Source organism: Streptomyces sp. NBC_00223, from assembly GCF_036199905.1.
Lineage (GTDB): Bacteria > Actinomycetota > Actinomycetes > Streptomycetales > Streptomycetaceae > Actinacidiphila.
Window position 1 is genome coordinate 5,557,935 of the sequence record NZ_CP108109.1, and the last position, 16,420, is coordinate 5,574,354.

The 16,420-nt window shown below is 69.8% G+C and carries 21 protein-coding genes; 13 read left to right on the forward strand and 8 right to left on the reverse strand.

What is annotated here, in order from left to right:
• Window positions 1–32 precede the first annotated feature (32 nt).
• The 5 genes from OHA30_RS23705 to OHA30_RS23725 all read left to right on the forward strand — a co-directional run bounded on the left by OHA30_RS23705 (window position 33) and on the right by OHA30_RS23725 (window position 2,215).
• Window positions 33–596, forward strand: a complete 564-nt coding sequence (locus OHA30_RS23705; protein WP_328915885.1) for a GNAT family N-acetyltransferase — start codon at window positions 33–35, stop codon at window positions 594–596.
• A gap of 126 nt (window positions 597–722) precedes the next feature.
• Entirely contained in the window at window positions 723–935 is a 213-nt protein-coding gene (locus OHA30_RS23710) for a type II toxin-antitoxin system HicB family antitoxin (RefSeq protein ID WP_328915886.1), read from the forward strand.
• Window positions 936–1,245: 310 nt separating this feature from the next.
• Window positions 1,246–1,629, forward strand: coding sequence for a type II toxin-antitoxin system RelE/ParE family toxin (locus OHA30_RS23715; RefSeq protein ID WP_328915887.1), 384 nt, complete (start codon window positions 1,246–1,248; stop codon window positions 1,627–1,629).
• Window positions 1,626–1,964: a helix-turn-helix domain-containing protein gene (locus OHA30_RS23720; protein WP_328915888.1), complete on the forward strand. Its 339-nt coding sequence runs from the start codon at window positions 1,626–1,628 to the stop codon at window positions 1,962–1,964. Before OHA30_RS23715 ends, OHA30_RS23720 begins: the two co-directional genes overlap by 4 nt.
• Before the next feature lie 14 nt (window positions 1,965–1,978).
• Window positions 1,979–2,215 carry a helix-turn-helix domain-containing protein gene (locus OHA30_RS23725; protein ID WP_328915889.1) on the forward strand — a complete coding sequence of 79 codons (237 nt, stop codon included), beginning with the start codon at window positions 1,979–1,981 and terminating at the stop codon, window positions 2,213–2,215.
• A 67-nt stretch (window positions 2,216–2,282) separates the two neighbouring features.
• Here OHA30_RS23725 and OHA30_RS23730 read toward each other — a convergent pair whose 3' ends face one another.
• Window positions 2,283–2,444: a hypothetical protein gene (locus OHA30_RS23730; RefSeq protein WP_328915890.1), complete on the reverse strand. Its 162-nt coding sequence runs from the start codon at window positions 2,442–2,444 to the stop codon at window positions 2,283–2,285.
• A 114-nt stretch (window positions 2,445–2,558) separates the two neighbouring features.
• The gene (locus OHA30_RS23735; protein ID WP_328915891.1) at window positions 2,559–3,203 is read right to left on the reverse strand and encodes a TetR/AcrR family transcriptional regulator; all 645 of its coding nucleotides are present in this window, start codon (window positions 3,201–3,203) and stop codon (window positions 2,559–2,561) included.
• Between the two features lie 118 nt (window positions 3,204–3,321).
• On the opposite strand from OHA30_RS23735, the gene OHA30_RS23740 reads away from it, so the two are divergent.
• Complete coding sequence (locus OHA30_RS23740; protein ID WP_328915892.1) at window positions 3,322–4,284, forward strand: zinc-dependent alcohol dehydrogenase family protein; 963 nt, start codon at window positions 3,322–3,324, stop codon at window positions 4,282–4,284.
• Window positions 4,285–4,371: 87 nt separating this feature from the next.
• On the opposite strand, the gene murJ is transcribed toward OHA30_RS23740, so the two are convergent.
• Complete coding sequence (murJ, locus tag OHA30_RS23745) at window positions 4,372–6,492, reverse strand: murein biosynthesis integral membrane protein MurJ (RefSeq protein ID WP_328915893.1); 2,121 nt, start codon at window positions 6,490–6,492, stop codon at window positions 4,372–4,374.
• Between the two features lie 140 nt (window positions 6,493–6,632).
• Between murJ and OHA30_RS23750 the strand changes: the two genes are divergently transcribed.
• Window positions 6,633–6,908 carry a hypothetical protein gene (locus OHA30_RS23750; RefSeq protein WP_328915894.1) on the forward strand — a complete coding sequence of 92 codons (276 nt, stop codon included), beginning with the start codon at window positions 6,633–6,635 and terminating at the stop codon, window positions 6,906–6,908.
• Window positions 6,909–7,794: 886 nt separating this feature from the next.
• Window positions 7,795–8,031 carry a hypothetical protein gene (locus tag OHA30_RS23755; protein WP_328915895.1) on the forward strand — a complete coding sequence of 79 codons (237 nt, stop codon included), beginning with the start codon at window positions 7,795–7,797 and terminating at the stop codon, window positions 8,029–8,031.
• Window positions 8,032–8,466: 435 nt separating this feature from the next.
• On the opposite strand, the gene OHA30_RS23760 is transcribed toward OHA30_RS23755, so the two are convergent.
• Window positions 8,467–8,685, reverse strand: coding sequence for a DUF397 domain-containing protein (locus tag OHA30_RS23760; RefSeq protein ID WP_328915896.1), 219 nt, complete (start codon window positions 8,683–8,685; stop codon window positions 8,467–8,469).
• Window positions 8,661–9,500, reverse strand: a complete 840-nt coding sequence (locus tag OHA30_RS23765) for a helix-turn-helix domain-containing protein (RefSeq protein WP_328915897.1) — start codon at window positions 9,498–9,500, stop codon at window positions 8,661–8,663. The genes OHA30_RS23760 and OHA30_RS23765 overlap by 25 nt, the downstream gene beginning before the upstream one ends.
• A gap of 235 nt (window positions 9,501–9,735) precedes the next feature.
• Here OHA30_RS23765 and OHA30_RS23770 point away from each other — a divergent pair, with 235 nt between their 5' ends.
• From OHA30_RS23770 to OHA30_RS23780, 3 genes are all read left to right on the forward strand, one after another.
• Window positions 9,736–10,167, forward strand: a complete 432-nt coding sequence (locus OHA30_RS23770) for an ATP-binding protein (RefSeq protein ID WP_328915898.1) — start codon at window positions 9,736–9,738, stop codon at window positions 10,165–10,167.
• Complete coding sequence (locus OHA30_RS23775; RefSeq protein ID WP_328915899.1) at window positions 10,164–10,547, forward strand: hypothetical protein; 384 nt, start codon at window positions 10,164–10,166, stop codon at window positions 10,545–10,547. Before OHA30_RS23770 ends, OHA30_RS23775 begins: the two co-directional genes overlap by 4 nt.
• 229 nt (window positions 10,548–10,776) lie before the next feature.
• Window positions 10,777–11,406 (forward strand): hypothetical protein, encoded by a 630-nt coding sequence (locus OHA30_RS23780; protein ID WP_328915900.1) that lies wholly within the window; start codon window positions 10,777–10,779, stop codon window positions 11,404–11,406.
• A 396-nt stretch (window positions 11,407–11,802) separates the two neighbouring features.
• On the opposite strand, the gene OHA30_RS23785 is transcribed toward OHA30_RS23780, so the two are convergent.
• Together OHA30_RS23785 and OHA30_RS23790 are read right to left on the reverse strand one after the other, a co-directional pair.
• A complete protein-coding gene (locus OHA30_RS23785) occupies window positions 11,803–12,681 on the reverse strand; it encodes a transglutaminase-like domain-containing protein (protein ID WP_328915901.1) in 879 nt (292 codons plus the stop codon).
• On the reverse strand, window positions 12,678–13,649 hold the full coding sequence (locus tag OHA30_RS23790; protein ID WP_328915902.1) for a GNAT family N-acetyltransferase: 972 nt from the start codon (window positions 13,647–13,649) through the stop codon (window positions 12,678–12,680). The genes OHA30_RS23785 and OHA30_RS23790 overlap by 4 nt, the downstream gene beginning before the upstream one ends.
• Before the next feature lie 108 nt (window positions 13,650–13,757).
• Here OHA30_RS23790 and fdxA point away from each other — a divergent pair, with 108 nt between their 5' ends.
• The gene (gene fdxA, locus OHA30_RS23795; protein ID WP_033319951.1) at window positions 13,758–14,078 is read left to right on the forward strand and encodes a ferredoxin; all 321 of its coding nucleotides are present in this window, start codon (window positions 13,758–13,760) and stop codon (window positions 14,076–14,078) included.
• A gap of 115 nt (window positions 14,079–14,193) precedes the next feature.
• Window positions 14,194–15,321 (forward strand): succinyldiaminopimelate transaminase, encoded by a 1,128-nt coding sequence (gene dapC / locus OHA30_RS23800; RefSeq protein ID WP_328915903.1) that lies wholly within the window; start codon window positions 14,194–14,196, stop codon window positions 15,319–15,321.
• 454 nt (window positions 15,322–15,775) lie between these two features.
• Here the strand turns inward: dapC and OHA30_RS23805 are convergent, their stop codons facing one another.
• Complete coding sequence (locus OHA30_RS23805) at window positions 15,776–16,249, reverse strand: ATP-binding protein (protein WP_328915904.1); 474 nt, start codon at window positions 16,247–16,249, stop codon at window positions 15,776–15,778.
• Window positions 16,250–16,420 lie beyond the last annotated feature (171 nt).

Genomic DNA, 16,420 nt, shown 5'->3' on the forward strand with positions numbered 1-16,420 from the left:
CGCCCGCCGCCGCAGCGACCCCGGAGGAACCCGTGTACGCCGTCCCGCTCTCCGACTCCCCGTCCGCCGAACTCCGCCCGCTGGAGCCCTGGCAGGCGGCCGAGTTCCTGGCCCACATCGACCGCGCCCGCCCCAACACCGACCCCTGGATACCGTGGGCCTCCCGCTCCACGGACCTCGACTCGGCCCGCGCGACGCTCCAGGGCTACGCCGACAAGCAGGCGGCCGACGCGGGCCGTATCTACGGGATCTGGCTCGACGGGACGCTCGTCGGCGGCGTGATGTTCGTGCACTTCGACGTGGCCTTCGGCAACTGCGAGATCGGCGTCTGGACGGAGTCGGCGGGCGAGGGCCGCGGCCTGGTGACGGCGGCGGTACGGCACCTCGTCGAGTACGCGCTGGTGGAGCGCGGGCTCCAGCGCGTCGAATGGCTCACCAGCACGCGCAACGCCCGCAGCCGGGCGGTGGCCGAACGGCTTGGCATGACCCTCGACGGGGTGCTGCGCTCGTACTTCCCGCACAACGGCGTCCGCCACGACAAGGAGGTCTGGTCCCTCCTCGCCGACGAATGGACCACCATCCCCCGCCACCCCTGAGCCCGTCGCCCCGACCGACGCGGCGTTCTCCGGCGTCGGCCAGCGGCCGCCGCGTCCGGGCGTCCGCCCACCGGGGCCCATTGACAAGGCGTCCCCGGGCCGCCGGGGGCGTGCAAGGCTTTGCCCATGACGCACGCACCGCATCTGACCGCCGCGGTCACCCACGAGGGCGAGTGGTACGTGGCCCGCTGCCTCCCGGCCGAGGTCGCCAGCCAGGGGGAGACCGTCGAGGAGGCCCTGTCCAACCTCCGTGAGGCACTGGAGCTGTACTTCGAGGACGCCCCCGCCCTCGAGGTCACCGACATGATCACGGCACCGGTCGAGGTCCGCGTCGCATGAGCCCCGCTGTCCCCAACGGCCTGTCCGGCACCCTGCGCTCCATCCTCCGCCAGGCCGACTGGACGGTGGACGACCTCACCGAACATCTCAAGTAATCGCACGGGTCCGCACCGGATCCCGTCGAGCTTCGCGGCGAATAGGTGCCCGCGCTTCGGCCGGTTGCCGCTGGTTTGCGGCGGCTCCGTGGCATCAGGACCAAGGGGGGAGTATTGGGGTGTGCGACGTTGGAGTGGCGGCGGTCGCGGCGATGGCACAGGACCTGAGCTACGAAGTCGCGCTCTCGCACCCCGTGCCGTATATCATCGATGCTATGGACAGTGGGCGGTACTCGATCGAGATCGAGCCGGAGGTGCGGCTGTGGCTGGAGAACATTCCCGCCCATCACTACAAGCAGGCCGAACGCGTCGCCGACCTGCTCGCCGAGCAGCCCACCACGCTCGACGAACCGCACTCCCGCCACCTGGGCGGCAAGCTCCGCGAGCTGCGCTTCCGCCTCGGCGACGCCCATCAGCGCATTACCTACTGGCTCGCACCCGACCGTCGTATCGTGCTGCTCACCGTGTTCCGCAAGAGCAAGATGCGCGAGCAGGCCGAAGTGGACCGCGCGCACGCCGCTCAACGGCTGTGCGAAGCCGAGCACCAGGCAGCCGCTGAACACGACCTCTACAGCCGTGACCTCAAGGAGGACCGATGAATCACAGCGAATGGAGGACCCGCCGCCACCGCCAGATGGTCGGTGAACACCTCGACGCCGACCCCGAGTACGACCGCGTCTACGAAGAAGCCAGCCTCGCCATGACACTGGGCAAGGCCGTCTACGACCGACGCAAGCAACTCGGGCTGAGCGAGGCCGACCTGGCCGAGCGCCTGCACACCACCACCGACGAGATCGAAGGCATCGAGACAGCCACCGAACTGCCGCCCATCGCTGTCATCATGCGCCTGGCCCGCGCCCTGGACCTCACCGTCGACATGCACCTCGCCCCCGGGGACGAGCCCACCGTCACCATCGTCACCCCGGCCGCCTGAACCCGGGAGAAGCCATGCACGACGCCTCCACAGCACTCGCCCGCGAGCTGGGCAGACTCGTCCACGACCGGCGCACTGAACTCGGACTGTCCCAGGCCGACCTGGCTGAGCGATGCGGAATGAAACAGCCGCAGATCTCCCGCTTCGAAGCCGGCGGAACGATGCCCACCCTTCCGATGCTGCGCCGCCTGGCCCGCGCCCTTGGAGCCGACTTGAGCATCAGTCTCACTCCGCACGACAAGGCCGCTTGACGTGGATCTCAAATCCCAAGAGTTCCCTGAGTGATCTAGACCGTTGGCGGCAGTAGTGACGGCAACGTCAGCGGACGAGGACCGTGCAGGACGGCGGTTCATCACCGGGCGCACTGGGCGTCTCGGCGGTCGCCAGGCAGGCGAGCGCAGGGCCGAGGGCGCCGAGGGCGTCTCGCTGGAGGCGGAGCCTGACGTGGACGGTGGCGGTGACGTCGAGTGCTACCGCCACCACGAAAGAGCGGATCGCGGGTGCGGCGCGGGGTGCTGAGGGACTTGGGGCTGGTCGGGATGTTGGGCGGGATTGATCCCGTTCTCCGGCCCGTGTAGGGGCGGACGGCCAGGGTTACGGCGTCATTGGGGTGGGCGCGAGGTGGAGGGGTGGGGGTGGGGGGAAGGGCTTCGGCGTCGTGGGCTCCGGGGCCGCGCGGAATGCTTCGATCACGTACGCGGCGAAGCGGCGGGAGGCCGCGAGTCGGGCGGCGCGCGGGGCGTCCTGGACGCCGCGGTGGGCCATGAGCATCAGGATCAGATCGTCGACCACGAAGCCGGGCCGCAGCCGGCCGGCCTCCTGGGCGCGGCGGGCCAGCTCGGCGACCGCGCGCAGAGTCCGCTCACGGTCGGCGGCGAAGTCCACGGCCTCGGGGAAGGCCGTCATGAAGGCGTCGGCGAACCCCCGGCTACAGGCGTGAAGCTCGCAGATCTGCTCGACCAGGCTCCGGAACCCGTGCCACGGGTCCGCGTCCGCCAGCGCGTCACGGACGATGGCGTGACAGGCTCGCCGCTGCTCCGCGAAGGTCTCCACGACCAGGTCCCGCTTGGTCGGAAAGTGGCGGTACAGCGTGGCGGGGCCGATGCCCGCGTGCCGGGCGACCTCCCGCATGGGCGCGCTCAGGCCCTCCTCGCCGAACACCGCGAAGGCGGCGTCCAGGATGCGGGCCCGGTTGTCGCGGGCATCGGAGCGCGTGAGGTGAGGCAAATGGCTGGTCATCGCTTCTCACTTTAGCCAAACGGACGGGTGCGTCCGTTACGGTCCGACGGCAGGGGCGCTTCCCGCCCGCCCACGGACGGCGGCGCCTTCCCGCCCGCCACGGACCCGAGGAGCCGAGATGAAAGCTGTTGTGATCAGGACGTTCGGAAGCCCCGACGGCCTGGAGGTCGTCGACCTGCCCGTGCCCGTCCCCGCGCCGGGGCAGGTGCGGATCGCCACCGAGGCGATCGGCGTGGGCGGCGTGGACGCCGTGATCCGCCGGGGCGCGCTCGCCGCCTACGGATTCCGCGAGGGCCATCTCCTCGGCAGCGAAGTCGCCGGAAGAATCACCACGGTGGGAGAGGGCGTGGACAACTCGTGGACAGGGCAGCGGGTGTGGGCCTTCACCGGCCTGTCCGGCGGGTACGCCGAGCAGGCCGTCGCCTCGGTTGAGGACATCCTGCCGCTGCCCGACGGTCTGACCGCCGCCGACGCGGTGACCCTCGGCGGCTCCGGCGTGGTCGCCCACTTCGCCCTGGAACGCGCCCGGTTCGCGCCCGGCGAGACGGTGCTTCTGCGCGGCGCGGCGGGCAGCATCGGGATCACGGCGGTCCAACTGGCGGCCAGGGGCGGCGCGGGCGCGGTGGCGGTCACCACCTCGTCGGCGGAACGCGGCTCCCGGCTACGAGACTTGGGCGCGACCCACGTCCTCGACCGCTCCGGCGAGGGCGAAGCGGATACGCCATCGGGCTACGACGTGGTGATCGACATCGTCGGGGGTCCCGAACTCCCCCTGTTCCTGGACAGGTTGAACGCCAACGGGCGGTACGTGGCCGTCGGCGTCGTCGGCGGGCAGCCGCCGGCGGACTTCGGCACGCGGCTGATGGACGCTTTCCGCAAGTCGCTGTCGTTTACCACTTTCAGCTCCGACACCGTGCCCGGCCCCGACAGGCAGGCCGTACGGGCGTCGCAGTTCGCCGACGCCGCACGCGGGGACCTGCGTACGGTCGTGCACGACGTACTGCCGCTGGACCAGGCGGCGTTGGCCCACGACGAGATGGACGCGGGCACGGTGTTCGGCAGGGTCGTACTGACCCCCTGAACCAGGCAGGGGGCCAGTACGGCCGAGGGGGTGACGCCTGCCGCCACGAGCCTGGCGGCAGCCGGGAGCCAGCAGCAGAAATGAAGGTCACCCACCCAGGCGCCCGCGCAAGCCCCCCAGAAGCGTGGTCACCTCCTGGACCCGCAGCAGCGTGGCGCAGGTGAAGAAGACGCCGAGCAGGACCAGGCAGCCCAGGATGCCGGCGGCTGAAGCCGCGCCGATGCCGTGGCCGAGGAAGCTGTGGAGGACATGGCTGGTGGCGTAGCCGGCGACCGCCGAGACGCCGCCGGCCAGGACCAGCCTCGTGTACGTCTTGACGATCCGGCCGCCGTCGAGGGAGCCGAGCCTTTGCTTTAGCCGACGGAGGGCGACGACGGTTCCGACTGCGTAGGAAACGCCGTAGCACGCCGCCATGCCGACGACCGCCCAGCGGGCCGGCAGCGTTTTGTAGCACAGCAGCGACAGGAGCGCTGAGGATCCGGCGACCCATAGCGTGTTGAGGAACGGCGTACGGGTGTCTTCGAACGCGTAGAAGACGCGCAGCAGGACGTACTGCACGGAGAACGGGATGAGCCCCAGGGAGAAGGCCATCAGCATGTTGCCGACCATGACCGCGCCTCCGCCGGCGCCGACACCGATGCCGAAGAGGACCACGCCGATATCCCTTCCCAGCGCGAGGAAGAGGAAGGCTGCGGGAACGATGGCCACGGCTGTGGTGCGCAGGCCGTAGGAGAGGTCCTGGACAATGGTTCGCCGGTCGTGCTCGGCTGCGGCTCGCGCCATCCTGGGGAGGATCGCCGTGATGATCGAGACGGTGATGACGGCCTGTGGGAGGCCCCAGATGAGCTGGGCGTTCAGGTAGGTGTTGATGCCGGCGCCCTGTACGCCGGCGCGCTCGGCGTGCGCGCCCGCAGCGGTGGCGAGCTGGGTCACCACGATCAGTCCCGCCTGGTTGGCCAGGACGAACAGGAAGGTCCATTTGGCGAGGCTGGCCGCTTTGCCGAGCCCGTGCCCCCGCCAGTCGAATCGCAGGCGGAATCGGAATCCGGTGGCCCGCAGATACGGAACCATGGAACCCGCTTGCACCACGAGACCGAGCAGGGTGCCTACGCCGAGGAGCCGGATGCCCTGGTGATCGACGGTTGTCGCGGACACTCCCGATGTGCGGAACGTTCCGAAGACGTAAATGTAGCAGCCAAAAGTGAAAATGATAATGATGTTGTTGAGAACCGGCGTCCACATCATCGCGCCGAAAAGCTCACGCGCGTTGAGGATTTGACCGAAAACGACGAATACGCCCGAGAAGAAAATGGTGGGGAGACAGTAGCGGGCGAGTTCGACGGTGGCCCGGGCCGATTCCGGGTTCGACGTCAGGGAGGTCGACATCGCCCGTACCAGCAGGGGTGCGCCGAGGACGGCGAGAAGGGTGATGGCGCCCAGGCCGCAGACCACCAGTGTGATCAACCGGTTGGCATACGCCTCCCCGCCGTCGTCGTCGTTGCGCATCGACTGGACGAGTTGCGGAAGGAACACGGCGTTGAGCGCACCTCCGCCGACCAGGATGTAGACCATGGTCGGAATGGTGTTGGCGACCTGGTACGCGTCTCCGAGTCCGCTCATTCCGATGGCGGCGGCGATGATGACGCTGCGCAGGAATCCGGTGATGCGGGAAGCGAGGGTACCGGCTGCCATGAGCGCGCCCGAACGGGCCAGGCCCTTGGGTTTCCGCCGGTCGACTTTCCCGCGCGGGCGGGCGGGCGCAGCCGGTGGGCCGGGCGCCGGGGGGTCGTTGGCGCCGAGTCCGGACACCGGCTCTGCGGTGGTCGCCGCAGAACTGTAACCGGTCGCGTAGCCAGGCGCGTTGCCGGCACTCTCCCCGCCCTCCGGCCACTGCCCGCCATGGTCGTAGGCGGCTTCCGCGGTGCCCGACGCCGGGGGCGTCTCCGCTGACCCGTAGCCGGGCTGGGCACCGTAACCGGTACCGTATTCGCCCTCCCTGAACAGCGTCGTATCCGGGGGCGGCGCGGCAGCGGCGGCCGAGTCGTACCACCACAGCGTGCCGGTGTCGTACGTGAATTGGCTGTCCGCCTGCTCAGGGGATTCCGCGTTGTCTTTGTAATTCCCGTGTTCGGACGGATATCCCCCCCAGGGGCGCGACGATCCGTCTTGTTCGGCTGAGCGATTGTTCCAATCATCGGGATATTCCACGGTGTTCCCCTGTCCTGCCCTGCTCAACCGAATATCCTGCGCACACCACCGAAGAGCTTTCGCGCCCGCTCGATGGTAACAGTGGCAAGTTCAAACACACGGCACGTCGCGCACGTGCATTTGAGCCATGGGGCTTCCGGGTGCTCACGGTGACGGCTTCGCTGGTCGAGGAGCATCTCCTTCTCAAGCCGCTTGCGCCGTCGGATGTCAAGTGCGCTGTTTCGATAACGTGCTTCCAGGACGGCGAGGTGGCGTCGCAGATCCGCTGGGGGGTTGTGCAGCGCCACTTCCAGCTTCAGTTCAGCTATCTCGCGGGCCAGTTGGCGAACTTTCCGCTGTTCCTCGGGGCGATTCTCATGCATCAGGCCGGCCCGCTCCGGCAGCAGAAAGAGCGAGGACGCTGGGGGCATGCATGACCCCGCGCGACAATGGGCCTTGAGCCGGCCGTGCCGACAGCCCTGCGAGACGTACGGGGAGCCCCTTCACCAGGGCGACGACACCACGCTCTTGCTGACGGGGCGTCGGCGGCGCCCTCCGCGCATAAGACCATTCGAAGAGCCTACCCTCCCCGGGAGTGTTCAAGATCGGCGGATCCGATGATCAAGGAGACGCCAGATGAGAGACACGCCCATCGAGCAGATACCGGATGACGAGCCGGCGGCGGAGGCCATGGCGGCGAGTGACGAGCAGTTGGTTGCGGTGCTCGTGCAACGGGACCCGGGCGAAGGCGGTACTGACCGGCGTCGGCCCTGTGCCTGCCCTGTTAAGCGCCTCAACCGGTCATCTTCCGGTCGCCGCACGACACCCGAACTTGAAACCGCCCTGCCGCCGCACCCCTGGCCGGCTCACCGAGCCCTGGATGCTTTGCCATGGCGATATTTGCGGCGAAGATCCCCAAAGGTGACATTCTGATGATTTTTGCTATGGCCTGAATTGCAGGTCCGGCGCGAGCGACCGCCAAATTTATACAAATCACCCCGTCCTTCTCGTTGTCGCACTTGATCTTCCGTCGTATATGTCCATTTTTATTGCGACAACTGTGAATGAAAGGCAGGGTCGAAAAATCGGCTCTGGCCAATTCTTGGCCGTCTTAGCCGAAAACGCTCTCTCGAAGTCCTTGTACACACCGTGGATAGTGGGCGACTGCACGCGAGATCAGCCCAAGCGAACCGTCTCTCCACGAGAGGACAACAAGTGCGTCGATTAATGACAACAATCGCAGCGACAGGTTTCGTGCTCGCACTCGGGACAGGTGTCAGCGGGGCAGCAACGCCCACCGGCTCCGTAACCCACAAGGAAGTCGTGAGCCCCCTAGTGGTGCGCTACAGCTTCGCTTGCACCTTGCCGCAGGGGAACTACGCCAACTACTCGTACGGCGACGGAATCACCTCCACCACGATCTACTACAACAACCACTGCGCCAGCGGGATTTACGTCAGGGTGCACGTCGGCTCGTCCAGTTCGTGTTGGCTCACCCCGACAGGCAAGTCCAGCGCGATCTTCAATGCCGGGGTGACGGGCATCACCGAAGGATGCTGAGAGCCTGTTCTCTGCGGATGCATTGGCGCATGGCGGCGCTTGAGCCCCGCCGTGCGGGCAGGAGTCCGCAAAAGGCGCCGGCCTTCAACGGATAGCCATGCCTGCACCGCCTGCCGCCTGCACGTCCTGCCAAAGAGGCTGGTTACGGCAGGGCGTGCAGGAGGGCGTGGTTGGCTTTGACGAGACGCTCTCCGGCCAGGCGGAGTGCGCGCAAGCCTGCTCACCGGACCGGCTTATGGGCGGTACCGCCGACACACCCCGCTGGCGTACGAAGGTCCGGGCGGCACGCGAGCAGGCTTCGCAGTCCCCTCCCTTGCCCTGGCCGCACGGCAGCCCTGATCTGGTCCAGTCGTGAGGACCTTCACCACGCCCTGTCCCGCCCGCCGGGGCCCTCAAAGGCCGGTTCCCGGGGGCGGGTCAGCGGTCGTACCCGGATCAGGGGGTGAAGTGGCCGGACTTTACGGCGGTGACGAAGGCGGTCCAACTCGGCGTCGGGAAGACCAGGGCCGGGATCTGCGGGTCCTTGGAGTCGCGGACCGGCAGCACGCCCTCGAAGCCGTCGGCGACCTCGACACAGCTGTCGGGGTTCGCGTTGTCGCTGTACGACGACTTGCGCCACGTGGCAGCGCTCAGGTCTGGCCTGGGGTTCGACATGATGTGTGGTCCTCCAGCACGGTTCGCAGCAGTTCGAGGGACTTCGATGGTGACAGCGCGGCGTCCCTGAGTCGATCGTAGGCGAACCGGAGATGCTCCATCTCCTCGGTTTCCGCCACGAGTTGGCCACTCCACGTGCTTTCCACGTACGCCACGGTCCGCCCGCTGGGGAGCCACAGCAACTGCAACGAATTGCCCAGCAGAGTGTGCAGGCCGACCCCGAACGGCACCACCTGGAGGCTGATGTTCGGCTCCTGAGCCGCCGAGATCAACCGCTCCAACTGCTCGGTCCACACGTCCGGGTCCAGCGCCTTGCGGCGGAGTACCGACTCGTCCAGCAACCCCCGGTAGCGCAGGGCTTTGGGTCTTGTCAGGCGGTCCTGGCGGTTGATGCGCGCGCGCACCTGTTCCGCGAGCACTTCTTCGCTGTCCGGCGCGTACGTGCGCAGCAACTCCTCGGCGTACCGCTCGGTCTGCAACAGGCCCGGCACCGTACTGATGCTGAACTGCTCGATGCCCGTCGCCTCGGTTTCCAGGTCGGCAAAGCCCTGAAAGCGGTTCTGTTTGTCCTCCTTCTTGGCCAACCGCCACAGATCGCTCAGGTGCTCGCCCGTCTCGTACACGCGGTCCAGGACGCCGATGGCGTCGAGGGAGCCGAGTCGGTCGCCCTTCTCCAGGCGTTGGAGATAGGAGGCGTCGTACCTGGAACGGTCGGCGAGTTCCGCGAGGGTCCACCCCGTCTGCTCGCGCTGTCTCGTCAGCTCGGCCCGCAGTACTCCGCGTGCCGAGAGTTCGCCGTCGCCGTTGTCGATCATCAGATCATCCGTGCCTTTCCGCTTGCCTCACTGGCAGGCAGCGGCCCCTCCGCATAGGGCAGTTGAGCGCACCTACCTGCACGTTTCCATGGGTAACCGCTCTCGCTCAGCCTGTCCTCTTGCCCAGGTCGAGCGGCAGGGGCCATCCCCTTTTCATCGTAGGACTACGCGCGCAGTCTTGTGTGCAGAAGGTCAGAACTCGATTACGGCGTGATACCAAGGAAAGGTCCGGCCCATGGAAGCACCGGCAGTGACCATGCCTCCCGAACCGCTGGTGGCTTCGTACTGGGCGTGTACGCCTCGTTCGGTGAGCCGGTCGCGGCACTCGTTGCGCGAAACGTTGTGGAAGTGGGGTCTGGGTGATCTCGCTGAGGTCGCCGAACTCGTCCTGACCGAGCTGGTGACGAACAGCGTGCAGCACGCGCGGGTGCGTGGCCGGCTGATCGAGACGCGGTTCGTACGCGAGGGGGAGGGCGTACGGCTTGAGGTGCACGACGCGAGTTCCCGGCGGCCGGAGGTCCACCGGGCGGGTGCGGAGGACGAGCGGGGGCGGGGGCTGGCGTTGGTGGACGCGCTGGTCGGGTCGGGGAGTTGGGGTGTGAGCGAGCGCGACGGGGTGGGCAAGCTGGTCTGGGCGTACGTGGCCCTGGGCGGTGGCGGTACGTGAGCCCGGACGTGCACTGGCACACGGCGGTGATGACGGGGGCGGCATGGCCGGTGGGGGTGTCGGTGGCGTCGGCGCTGGTGGCGCGGGAGTGGGTGTTCCGGCCGCGGGGTGTGTACGCGGGGACGTTCGACCGGCCGGAGGACGCGTTGTCGTGGCTGGGGGTGACGCTTGACGGCATCGCGCCCATGCCGGGGGATCTGTCGCCGGACGACCGGGTCGCGTACGCCCGCGAACACCTCGCCGTCCACCCGGCACAGGCCGACCCCGCGTACTCCGCGAGCGGCTATCTCGTACAGGACCTGGTGGCGTGCCGGGTGGACCACGAGGTCTTTCGAAGTTCCTTGCCGGTGCGGGAGAAGAGGTTCGCCCCGCACGGGTGAGGGGGTCTGATTCCGGCTTGACTCTGCGCTCGTCGACTGAGAGACGCATTGCGGACAGACCCGCGGGAGCCGCCCGTCCGGACGTGCGGCTCCCGACGACACTCCCCGGCCCCGCTTTCCGTGCGAGCGGGGCCGGGGGCACGTCGGTTTCTGACACACCGTCACTCAAGCGAGTGAAATGCCCGATCGGCTATTCTGGACGAGGGGTGCATACGCACACAATTCTTCTATGACTGAACCTCTGAGCCGACGCAAAGCGCTCGGCACGGTCGCGGCAGCCGGTGCCGCGGCCCTCTTCACAGCGGGCACGGCCAAGGCCGCGACCGCGGGAATGACCAGGTCCGCGACGACCGGGTCCACGACGACGGAAGCGGCCGGGGCCGCCAAGACGGGTACGGCCGAGGCCACCCGTTCCGCCTCCGCCCAGCGCGCGGCCGTCCCCTCGGGCGTCTACGCGATCACCAGGCCCCGCGACCAACTCCTCACCCTGGACAATCCGGACGGCCCCGTCATCGTCCTGCCGCCCGTCGGACAGCCGGGCGTCCAGGAATGGGAGGTCCGTTCCCTCCCCAACGGCAACGTCACCCTCCGGAACCTCCGGGAGGGCACGTTCGCGGGCTACGAGGGCGACCCCTACCCCAACAGGCCGGTCATCGGCCGGCGCACGCCCACCGAGTGGGCCCTGCGGCAGAGCGCGGTGCCCTTCGCGTTCCACGTGGTGGTCCCCGGCGGCCCGGTCGACGGCGTCGAACTGGTCCTCGACCTCAGCCTGCTGCTGATCTACCCGCCGCGCACCGCCCTGCGGCCGATCGAGCCCACCAACCAGGGCCAGACCTGGCGTTTCGAGTACCACGAGTAGCAGCCCCGCCGCCGCGGCTCGCGGACGGGCGCAACCGTGGGCCTGACGTTCCTCCACTCCCACACCTGTGCGTGGACCGCCGAGTTCGTGATCGTGTGCGCCGAACTCGGCGGTTCCCGGCCGTACGGCTCCGCGAAGCCCCCGCGCGCCGCGAGCGCTGCCGACGCCGCCGTGCGAGGGGACGAGGTCATGGCCGCGGCACGGGCGCACGCCCTGGACGTGGCGCTGCCGGGGATCTCGCGTCACGGGCCGCCGTACGGGGCCGGGCTCGGAGGCGCGCGCCGTACGGATGGCGTCCATGCCGGCCCGCGCCGCCGTACGGATCGCGTCCGCGTCGGCCGCGCCCCCCGTGACCGTCCGCCCCCCGGCGGAGCCGTCCCGCAGGCGTCCGCCGCCTCAGTTCAGCAGTGCCCGTGCCGCCCGTGCCTGCCGCCGGATCGGCTCCGCCGACTCGGGGTCGAAGGCCGCGATCACCTTGGCGTACTCCTCCAGTTCCGCCGCGCCGCCGAGGAAGTCACCCATCTGGACGAGGAGTTGGGCGCGCTCGTAGCGCAACTTCGCGGGGTGGCGGGGGAGCAGCAGGGTCAGATCGAGGGCCCAGAGCTGAACGGGCCGACGTTCGGGGCGCGGAGAGGCCCAGGCGCGGATGTTGTTCAGGATGCGCTGGACGATGTCGAGGGGGTCGGCCGGGGTGAGCATGCCGGGCGCGAGCGCGGTCCCCGTGGTGCTCGTGACGAGGAGTTCGGTGTCCTCCGGGGTCAGTACGCGGCCCCCGGCGAAGGGGTCGACCAGGACGTGTTCGCCCTCCGGATCGCCGAAGCCGACGACGAAGTGGCCGGGCAGCGCGACCCCGTAGACCGGCGCGCCGGCCCGGCGGGCGACCTCGATCCAGACCACCGACAGCAGGATCGGCAGCCCTCGGCGGCGCCGCAGCACCTCCTGGAGGAGGGAGGAGGTCAGCCGCTGGTAGTCCCCTGGCGAGCCGTGGAAACCGGCGTGGGCGCCCGAGCCGCCGGCCGCCGGGCCGTCCGGCCCCGACTCGTCCGCCTCCGGCGTTCCCAGCACGCGCCGCAGCCCCTGCGCCCACTGTGCGGGGGTCACCAGGCCGTACGGGAGCAGCCCCGCGAGGCGGTCCAGCTCGATCTGCGCGAGGTCGGTCGGTACGCCGTCCAGCGCGGGATCGGCCTCGGCGCCGATGAGCAGGCACAGTTCGGCGAGGTCGGGCCGCTCCTCGCGGGCCGCGGCCCCGAAACGCTCGCGTACGGAATCCGTCATGCCGAGGAGCGACGGTAGTGGCAGCCGTGGTGGTCCACAAATCCGAGCCGGTCGTAGAGCGCGCGGGCCGCGGAGTTGTCGACGCCGACCTGGAGGTACGCGGCGGTGGCTCCTTCGGCGTACGCCTGGCGGGCGAGGGCGGCCATGACCGCCGTCGCGAGCCCCTGACGCCGGTGGGCCGGTGCGACCTCGACCGCGCCGAACAGGGCCCAGGGGCCGTCCACCGCGACCCGGCCGATGGCGCCCGGCGTGGTGGCGAACCAGACGGAGGGGCCGCCGCTGACCACCTTGAGCGCGGCGTCGGCGAAGTCGCCGGTACGACCGTATGACGAGAGCCAGCCGGGGCCGGGCGTACGGGACAGCTCGACGCCCTCGCCCGGGAGGGAGGTGAGCGGGGCTAGTGGGGCCGTACGGGTCAGCGTGTCCGACTCGCGCGTCCAGCCGAGTTCGGCCAGCCGCGCGGAGTACGGTGAGCCGTCGGGAACCTGAAACTGAGGTGAGAGGTTCCTCTCTTCGTACCACCGCTTCACGTACGTTACAGCCTCTAGCAAAGGCAACTCCGGATCGCCGCCCACCAGCACCGAGTTGGCCCGCCGAGTGAACCCCCCGGAGGCCCGCAGCGTCCATCCGCCCAGCGAAGCCGTCTCCGTGGCGGGCCACGAACGCGACGCGATCCGCTCAAGTTCCTCGGCCGTCACCACCGGCACACCGGCCCCACGCCTCACAGGCGCGGGCGGTACCACCTTCCCCGCCACCAGTACGGATTCCACGATCCGGACGCTCTCCCCGTTCCGACGCGTGACGCAGACCACGCCCGCATCCCAGGATGCGAGAAGACCGACCGTATCGGTGAACGTAGGATGCCCGTCGGTGATCTCGACCAACTGCCGCACCGACACGCGTTTTCCCACGTCAGCGGGGGTGATCCGGATTTCCAGCCGAGCGCCGGACGAGAATTCCCCTGGCATGCGTGCCCCTCCTGTTCGGATCGTGCCCCGGAACGGAGATACTAGGTGCGGGCATCGACGACGCCGCGCTCCCGCGCGAGATGAGCCCTATCGAGGAGGAACGACAGCGTGACCTACGTCATCGCGCAGCCTTGTGTCGACGTCAAGGACAAGGCGTGCATCGAAGAGTGCCCGGTCGACTGCATCTACGAGGGCTCACGGTCCTTGTACATCCACCCGGACGAGTGTGTCGACTGCGGCGCGTGTGAGCCGGTCTGCCCGGTCGAGGCCATCTTCTACGAGGACGACACCCCGGAGGAGTGGAAGGACTACTACAAGGCGAACGTGGAGTTCTTCGACGAGCTGGGCTCGCCCGGCGGCGCCTCGAAGCTCGGACTCATCGAGCGCGACCACCCCTTCATCGCCGAGCTGCCTCCGCAGAACCAGTAGCGGAAGTTAGAGCCTCTCACGGTTGAGAGGGCGTCTCGCCGACGCGAGACCTGCAAGGGCGCACTCCGCCGGGCCCCGTACGGCCTTCACCGCCGTACGGGGCCGCGGCGTACCCATGACCGAAGCAAGCGAGAGTGAGCACGTGAGCATCTCCGCCCGCCTCCCGGTGTTCCCCTGGGACCGCCTGGAGCCGTACAAGGCCGCGGCCACCGCACACCCCGACGGCGTGGTCGACCTCTCGGTGGGCACCCCGGTGGACCCGGTCCCGGCCGTGATCCGCCAGGCGCTCACCGCCGCCGCCGACAGTCCGGGCTACCCGCTGACCTACGGCACCGCCGCCCTGCGCGAGGCCGCCGCCGGCTATCTGCGCCAGTGGCACGGCGTCACCGGGGCCGACCCGGCGCACGTACTGGCGCTGATCGGCTCCAAGGAACTCGTCGCCTGGCTGCCCACCCTGCTCGACCTGCGCGAGGGTGACCTGATCGGCTACCCGCAGCTCGCCTACCCGACCTACGAGGTCGGCGCGCTGATCGCCCGCGCGCAGCCGGTGACGTACGACGACCCGGTCGCGGACCTCGACCCGGCGGCGACCAAGCTGCTCTGGCTCAACAGCCCCTCCAACCCCACCGGTCGGGTGCTCCCGGCCGCCGAGCTGCGGCGGATCGTGGACTGGGCGCGGGCACACGGGATTCTCGTGGTGTCCGACGAGTGCTACATCGAGCTGGGCTGGGAGGGCGCCGAGCCGGTCTCGGTGCTGCACCCGGACGTCTGCGGGGACAGCCACGACGGGCTGATCGCCGTCCACTCGCTCTCCAAGCGCTCCAACTTCGCGGGCTACCGCGGCGCGTTCCTGGCCGGCGATCCGGCGGTCGTCGCCGAACTGCTCGCCGTACGCAAGCACGCGGGCATGATCGTGCCGCAGCCCGTCCAGGCCGCGATGGTCGCCGCGCTGGGCGACCGCGCGCACGCGGTGGAACAGAAGGAGCGGTACGCGCGCCGGCGCGCGGCCCTGCGCGCCGCCTTCGAGGGCGCGGGCTTCCGGATCGAGCACAGCGAGGCGAGCCTCTATCTGTGGGCGACCCGTGGCGAGGACTGCTGGGAGACGGTCGGCGACCTGTCCAAGCGCGGCATCCTCGTGGCGCCTGGCGAGTTCTACGGCGCGGCGGGCGAGCGGTTCGTCCGGATCGCGTTCACGGCGACCGACGAGCGCGTCGAGGCGGCGGTCCGGCGTCTCGCGGACTGACGCCCGCGAGCCGGCGCGGCTGCGGAGGAGTTCCGGTCCGGCGGCCGCGCGCCGGGCGCGGGGTTCGGGGGATGCCGCGCCGGTACGGCGGTCGAGCCGGGCGAGCGCGCCCGCGTACGCCCCCGCGCGACGCGGAAGGAGGGGCCCGGCGGTCGGACGCACACCCCGCCGAACCCCTCCGTCTCCGACCGCCCGGACCGCGGGCTCGGGCCCCGGGTCGGCCCCGGGCTCTCGCCCGGGGGTTTCGGGGCAATTGGGGCCCTGCGGTCGGCCCCGGGCCTGCTCGGGCCTTTGCCCGGTGGTGGTCGGGTTGGCCCCGGGCGGTTCTGGGCTCTCGCCCAGGAGGTTGCGGGGCAGTTGGGGCCCCGCCTTCGGGCTTTGCCCCGGCAACCCCGGTCGGCCCCCGGGCCAGGGCCCGCCCTCCCGGTCGGCCCCGCCCGGCGGGCCCGGCGGGTCAGGTTACGGGGATGCCCTTCAGCGGGAGGCGTTCCGTGACCACGCCCGTGGTCGGGAGCGCGCTCGCCACGGGGAGCGCGCCCGCGTTCGGCAGCGCCTCCGCGCCGGGCAGCGAACCGCTCGCGGACTCCGCGGCCCCTCCGACGAAACGCCCGGCCGTGTCCACCCCCCGGCCCGCGGCCTTCTGCACGGCGGGCAGGCCCTTGGTCCCCGCCGTGCCGAGGATGTGGTCGGTCGTCGGCAGCGTGGCCTTCATCGCGTCGGTGCCGGCCTCGGCGACCAGTACGGTCGTCTGGTGCGACATGCTGTCGACCGCGTCGCCGAAGTCGGCGCCTTCGAGGTTGGTCAGCGCGCCCGTGCCCCGCTGGGGCAGGACAGCGGCGTGCGCGGCTCCGGCCCCGATCAGGGGAGCGGCGGCGGCGCCGAGCAGCAGCGCGGCCCGGGCGATCCGGCGCGAGAGGGGGAGGGACATGACGCTCCTTTTACAGGTTCCACGGATTTCATGGCGAGGACGCCGTGACTACCGCGTGAACCCGCGCGAAGGTTGCGGGTGCCCAGGGCAAAGAGTGGGTAATGCGTCGCATAATCAGTCGGTGTCACAATGGCGGTGAGAGAACGTCATATCCCTGACGGCACAAGGGAA

Bases quoted from the DNA above. Each gene is read 5' to 3' on its own strand.
- OHA30_RS23710 (WP_328915886.1), top strand. From the start codon at position 723: ATGACGCACGCACCGCATCTGACCGCCGCGGTCACCCACGAGGGCGAG.
- OHA30_RS23715 (WP_328915887.1), top strand. From the start codon at position 1,246: ATGGACAGTGGGCGGTACTCGATCGAGATCGAGCCGGAGGTGCGGCTG.
- OHA30_RS23720 (WP_328915888.1), top strand. From the start codon at position 1,626: ATGAATCACAGCGAATGGAGGACCCGCCGCCACCGCCAGATGGTCGGT.
- OHA30_RS23725 (WP_328915889.1), top strand. From the start codon at position 1,979: ATGCACGACGCCTCCACAGCACTCGCCCGCGAGCTGGGCAGACTCGTC.
- OHA30_RS23735 (WP_328915891.1), bottom strand. From the start codon at position 3,203: ATGACCAGCCATTTGCCTCACCTCACGCGCTCCGATGCCCGCGACAAC.
- OHA30_RS23740 (WP_328915892.1), top strand. From the start codon at position 3,322: ATGAAAGCTGTTGTGATCAGGACGTTCGGAAGCCCCGACGGCCTGGAG.
- OHA30_RS23760 (WP_328915896.1), bottom strand. From the start codon at position 8,685: ATGTCGAACCCCAGGCCAGACCTGAGCGCTGCCACGTGGCGCAAGTCG.
- OHA30_RS23765 (WP_328915897.1), bottom strand. From the start codon at position 9,500: ATGATCGACAACGGCGACGGCGAACTCTCGGCACGCGGAGTACTGCGG.
- OHA30_RS23770 (WP_328915898.1), top strand. From the start codon at position 9,736: ATGGAAGCACCGGCAGTGACCATGCCTCCCGAACCGCTGGTGGCTTCG.
- OHA30_RS23780 (WP_328915900.1), top strand. From the start codon at position 10,777: ATGACTGAACCTCTGAGCCGACGCAAAGCGCTCGGCACGGTCGCGGCA.
- OHA30_RS23785 (WP_328915901.1), bottom strand. From the start codon at position 12,681: ATGACGGATTCCGTACGCGAGCGTTTCGGGGCCGCGGCCCGCGAGGAG.
- OHA30_RS23790 (WP_328915902.1), bottom strand. From the start codon at position 13,649: ATGCCAGGGGAATTCTCGTCCGGCGCTCGGCTGGAAATCCGGATCACC.
- dapC (WP_328915903.1), top strand. From the start codon at position 14,194: ATGACCGAAGCAAGCGAGAGTGAGCACGTGAGCATCTCCGCCCGCCTC.
- OHA30_RS23805 (WP_328915904.1), bottom strand. From the start codon at position 16,249: ATGTCCCTCCCCCTCTCGCGCCGGATCGCCCGGGCCGCGCTGCTGCTC.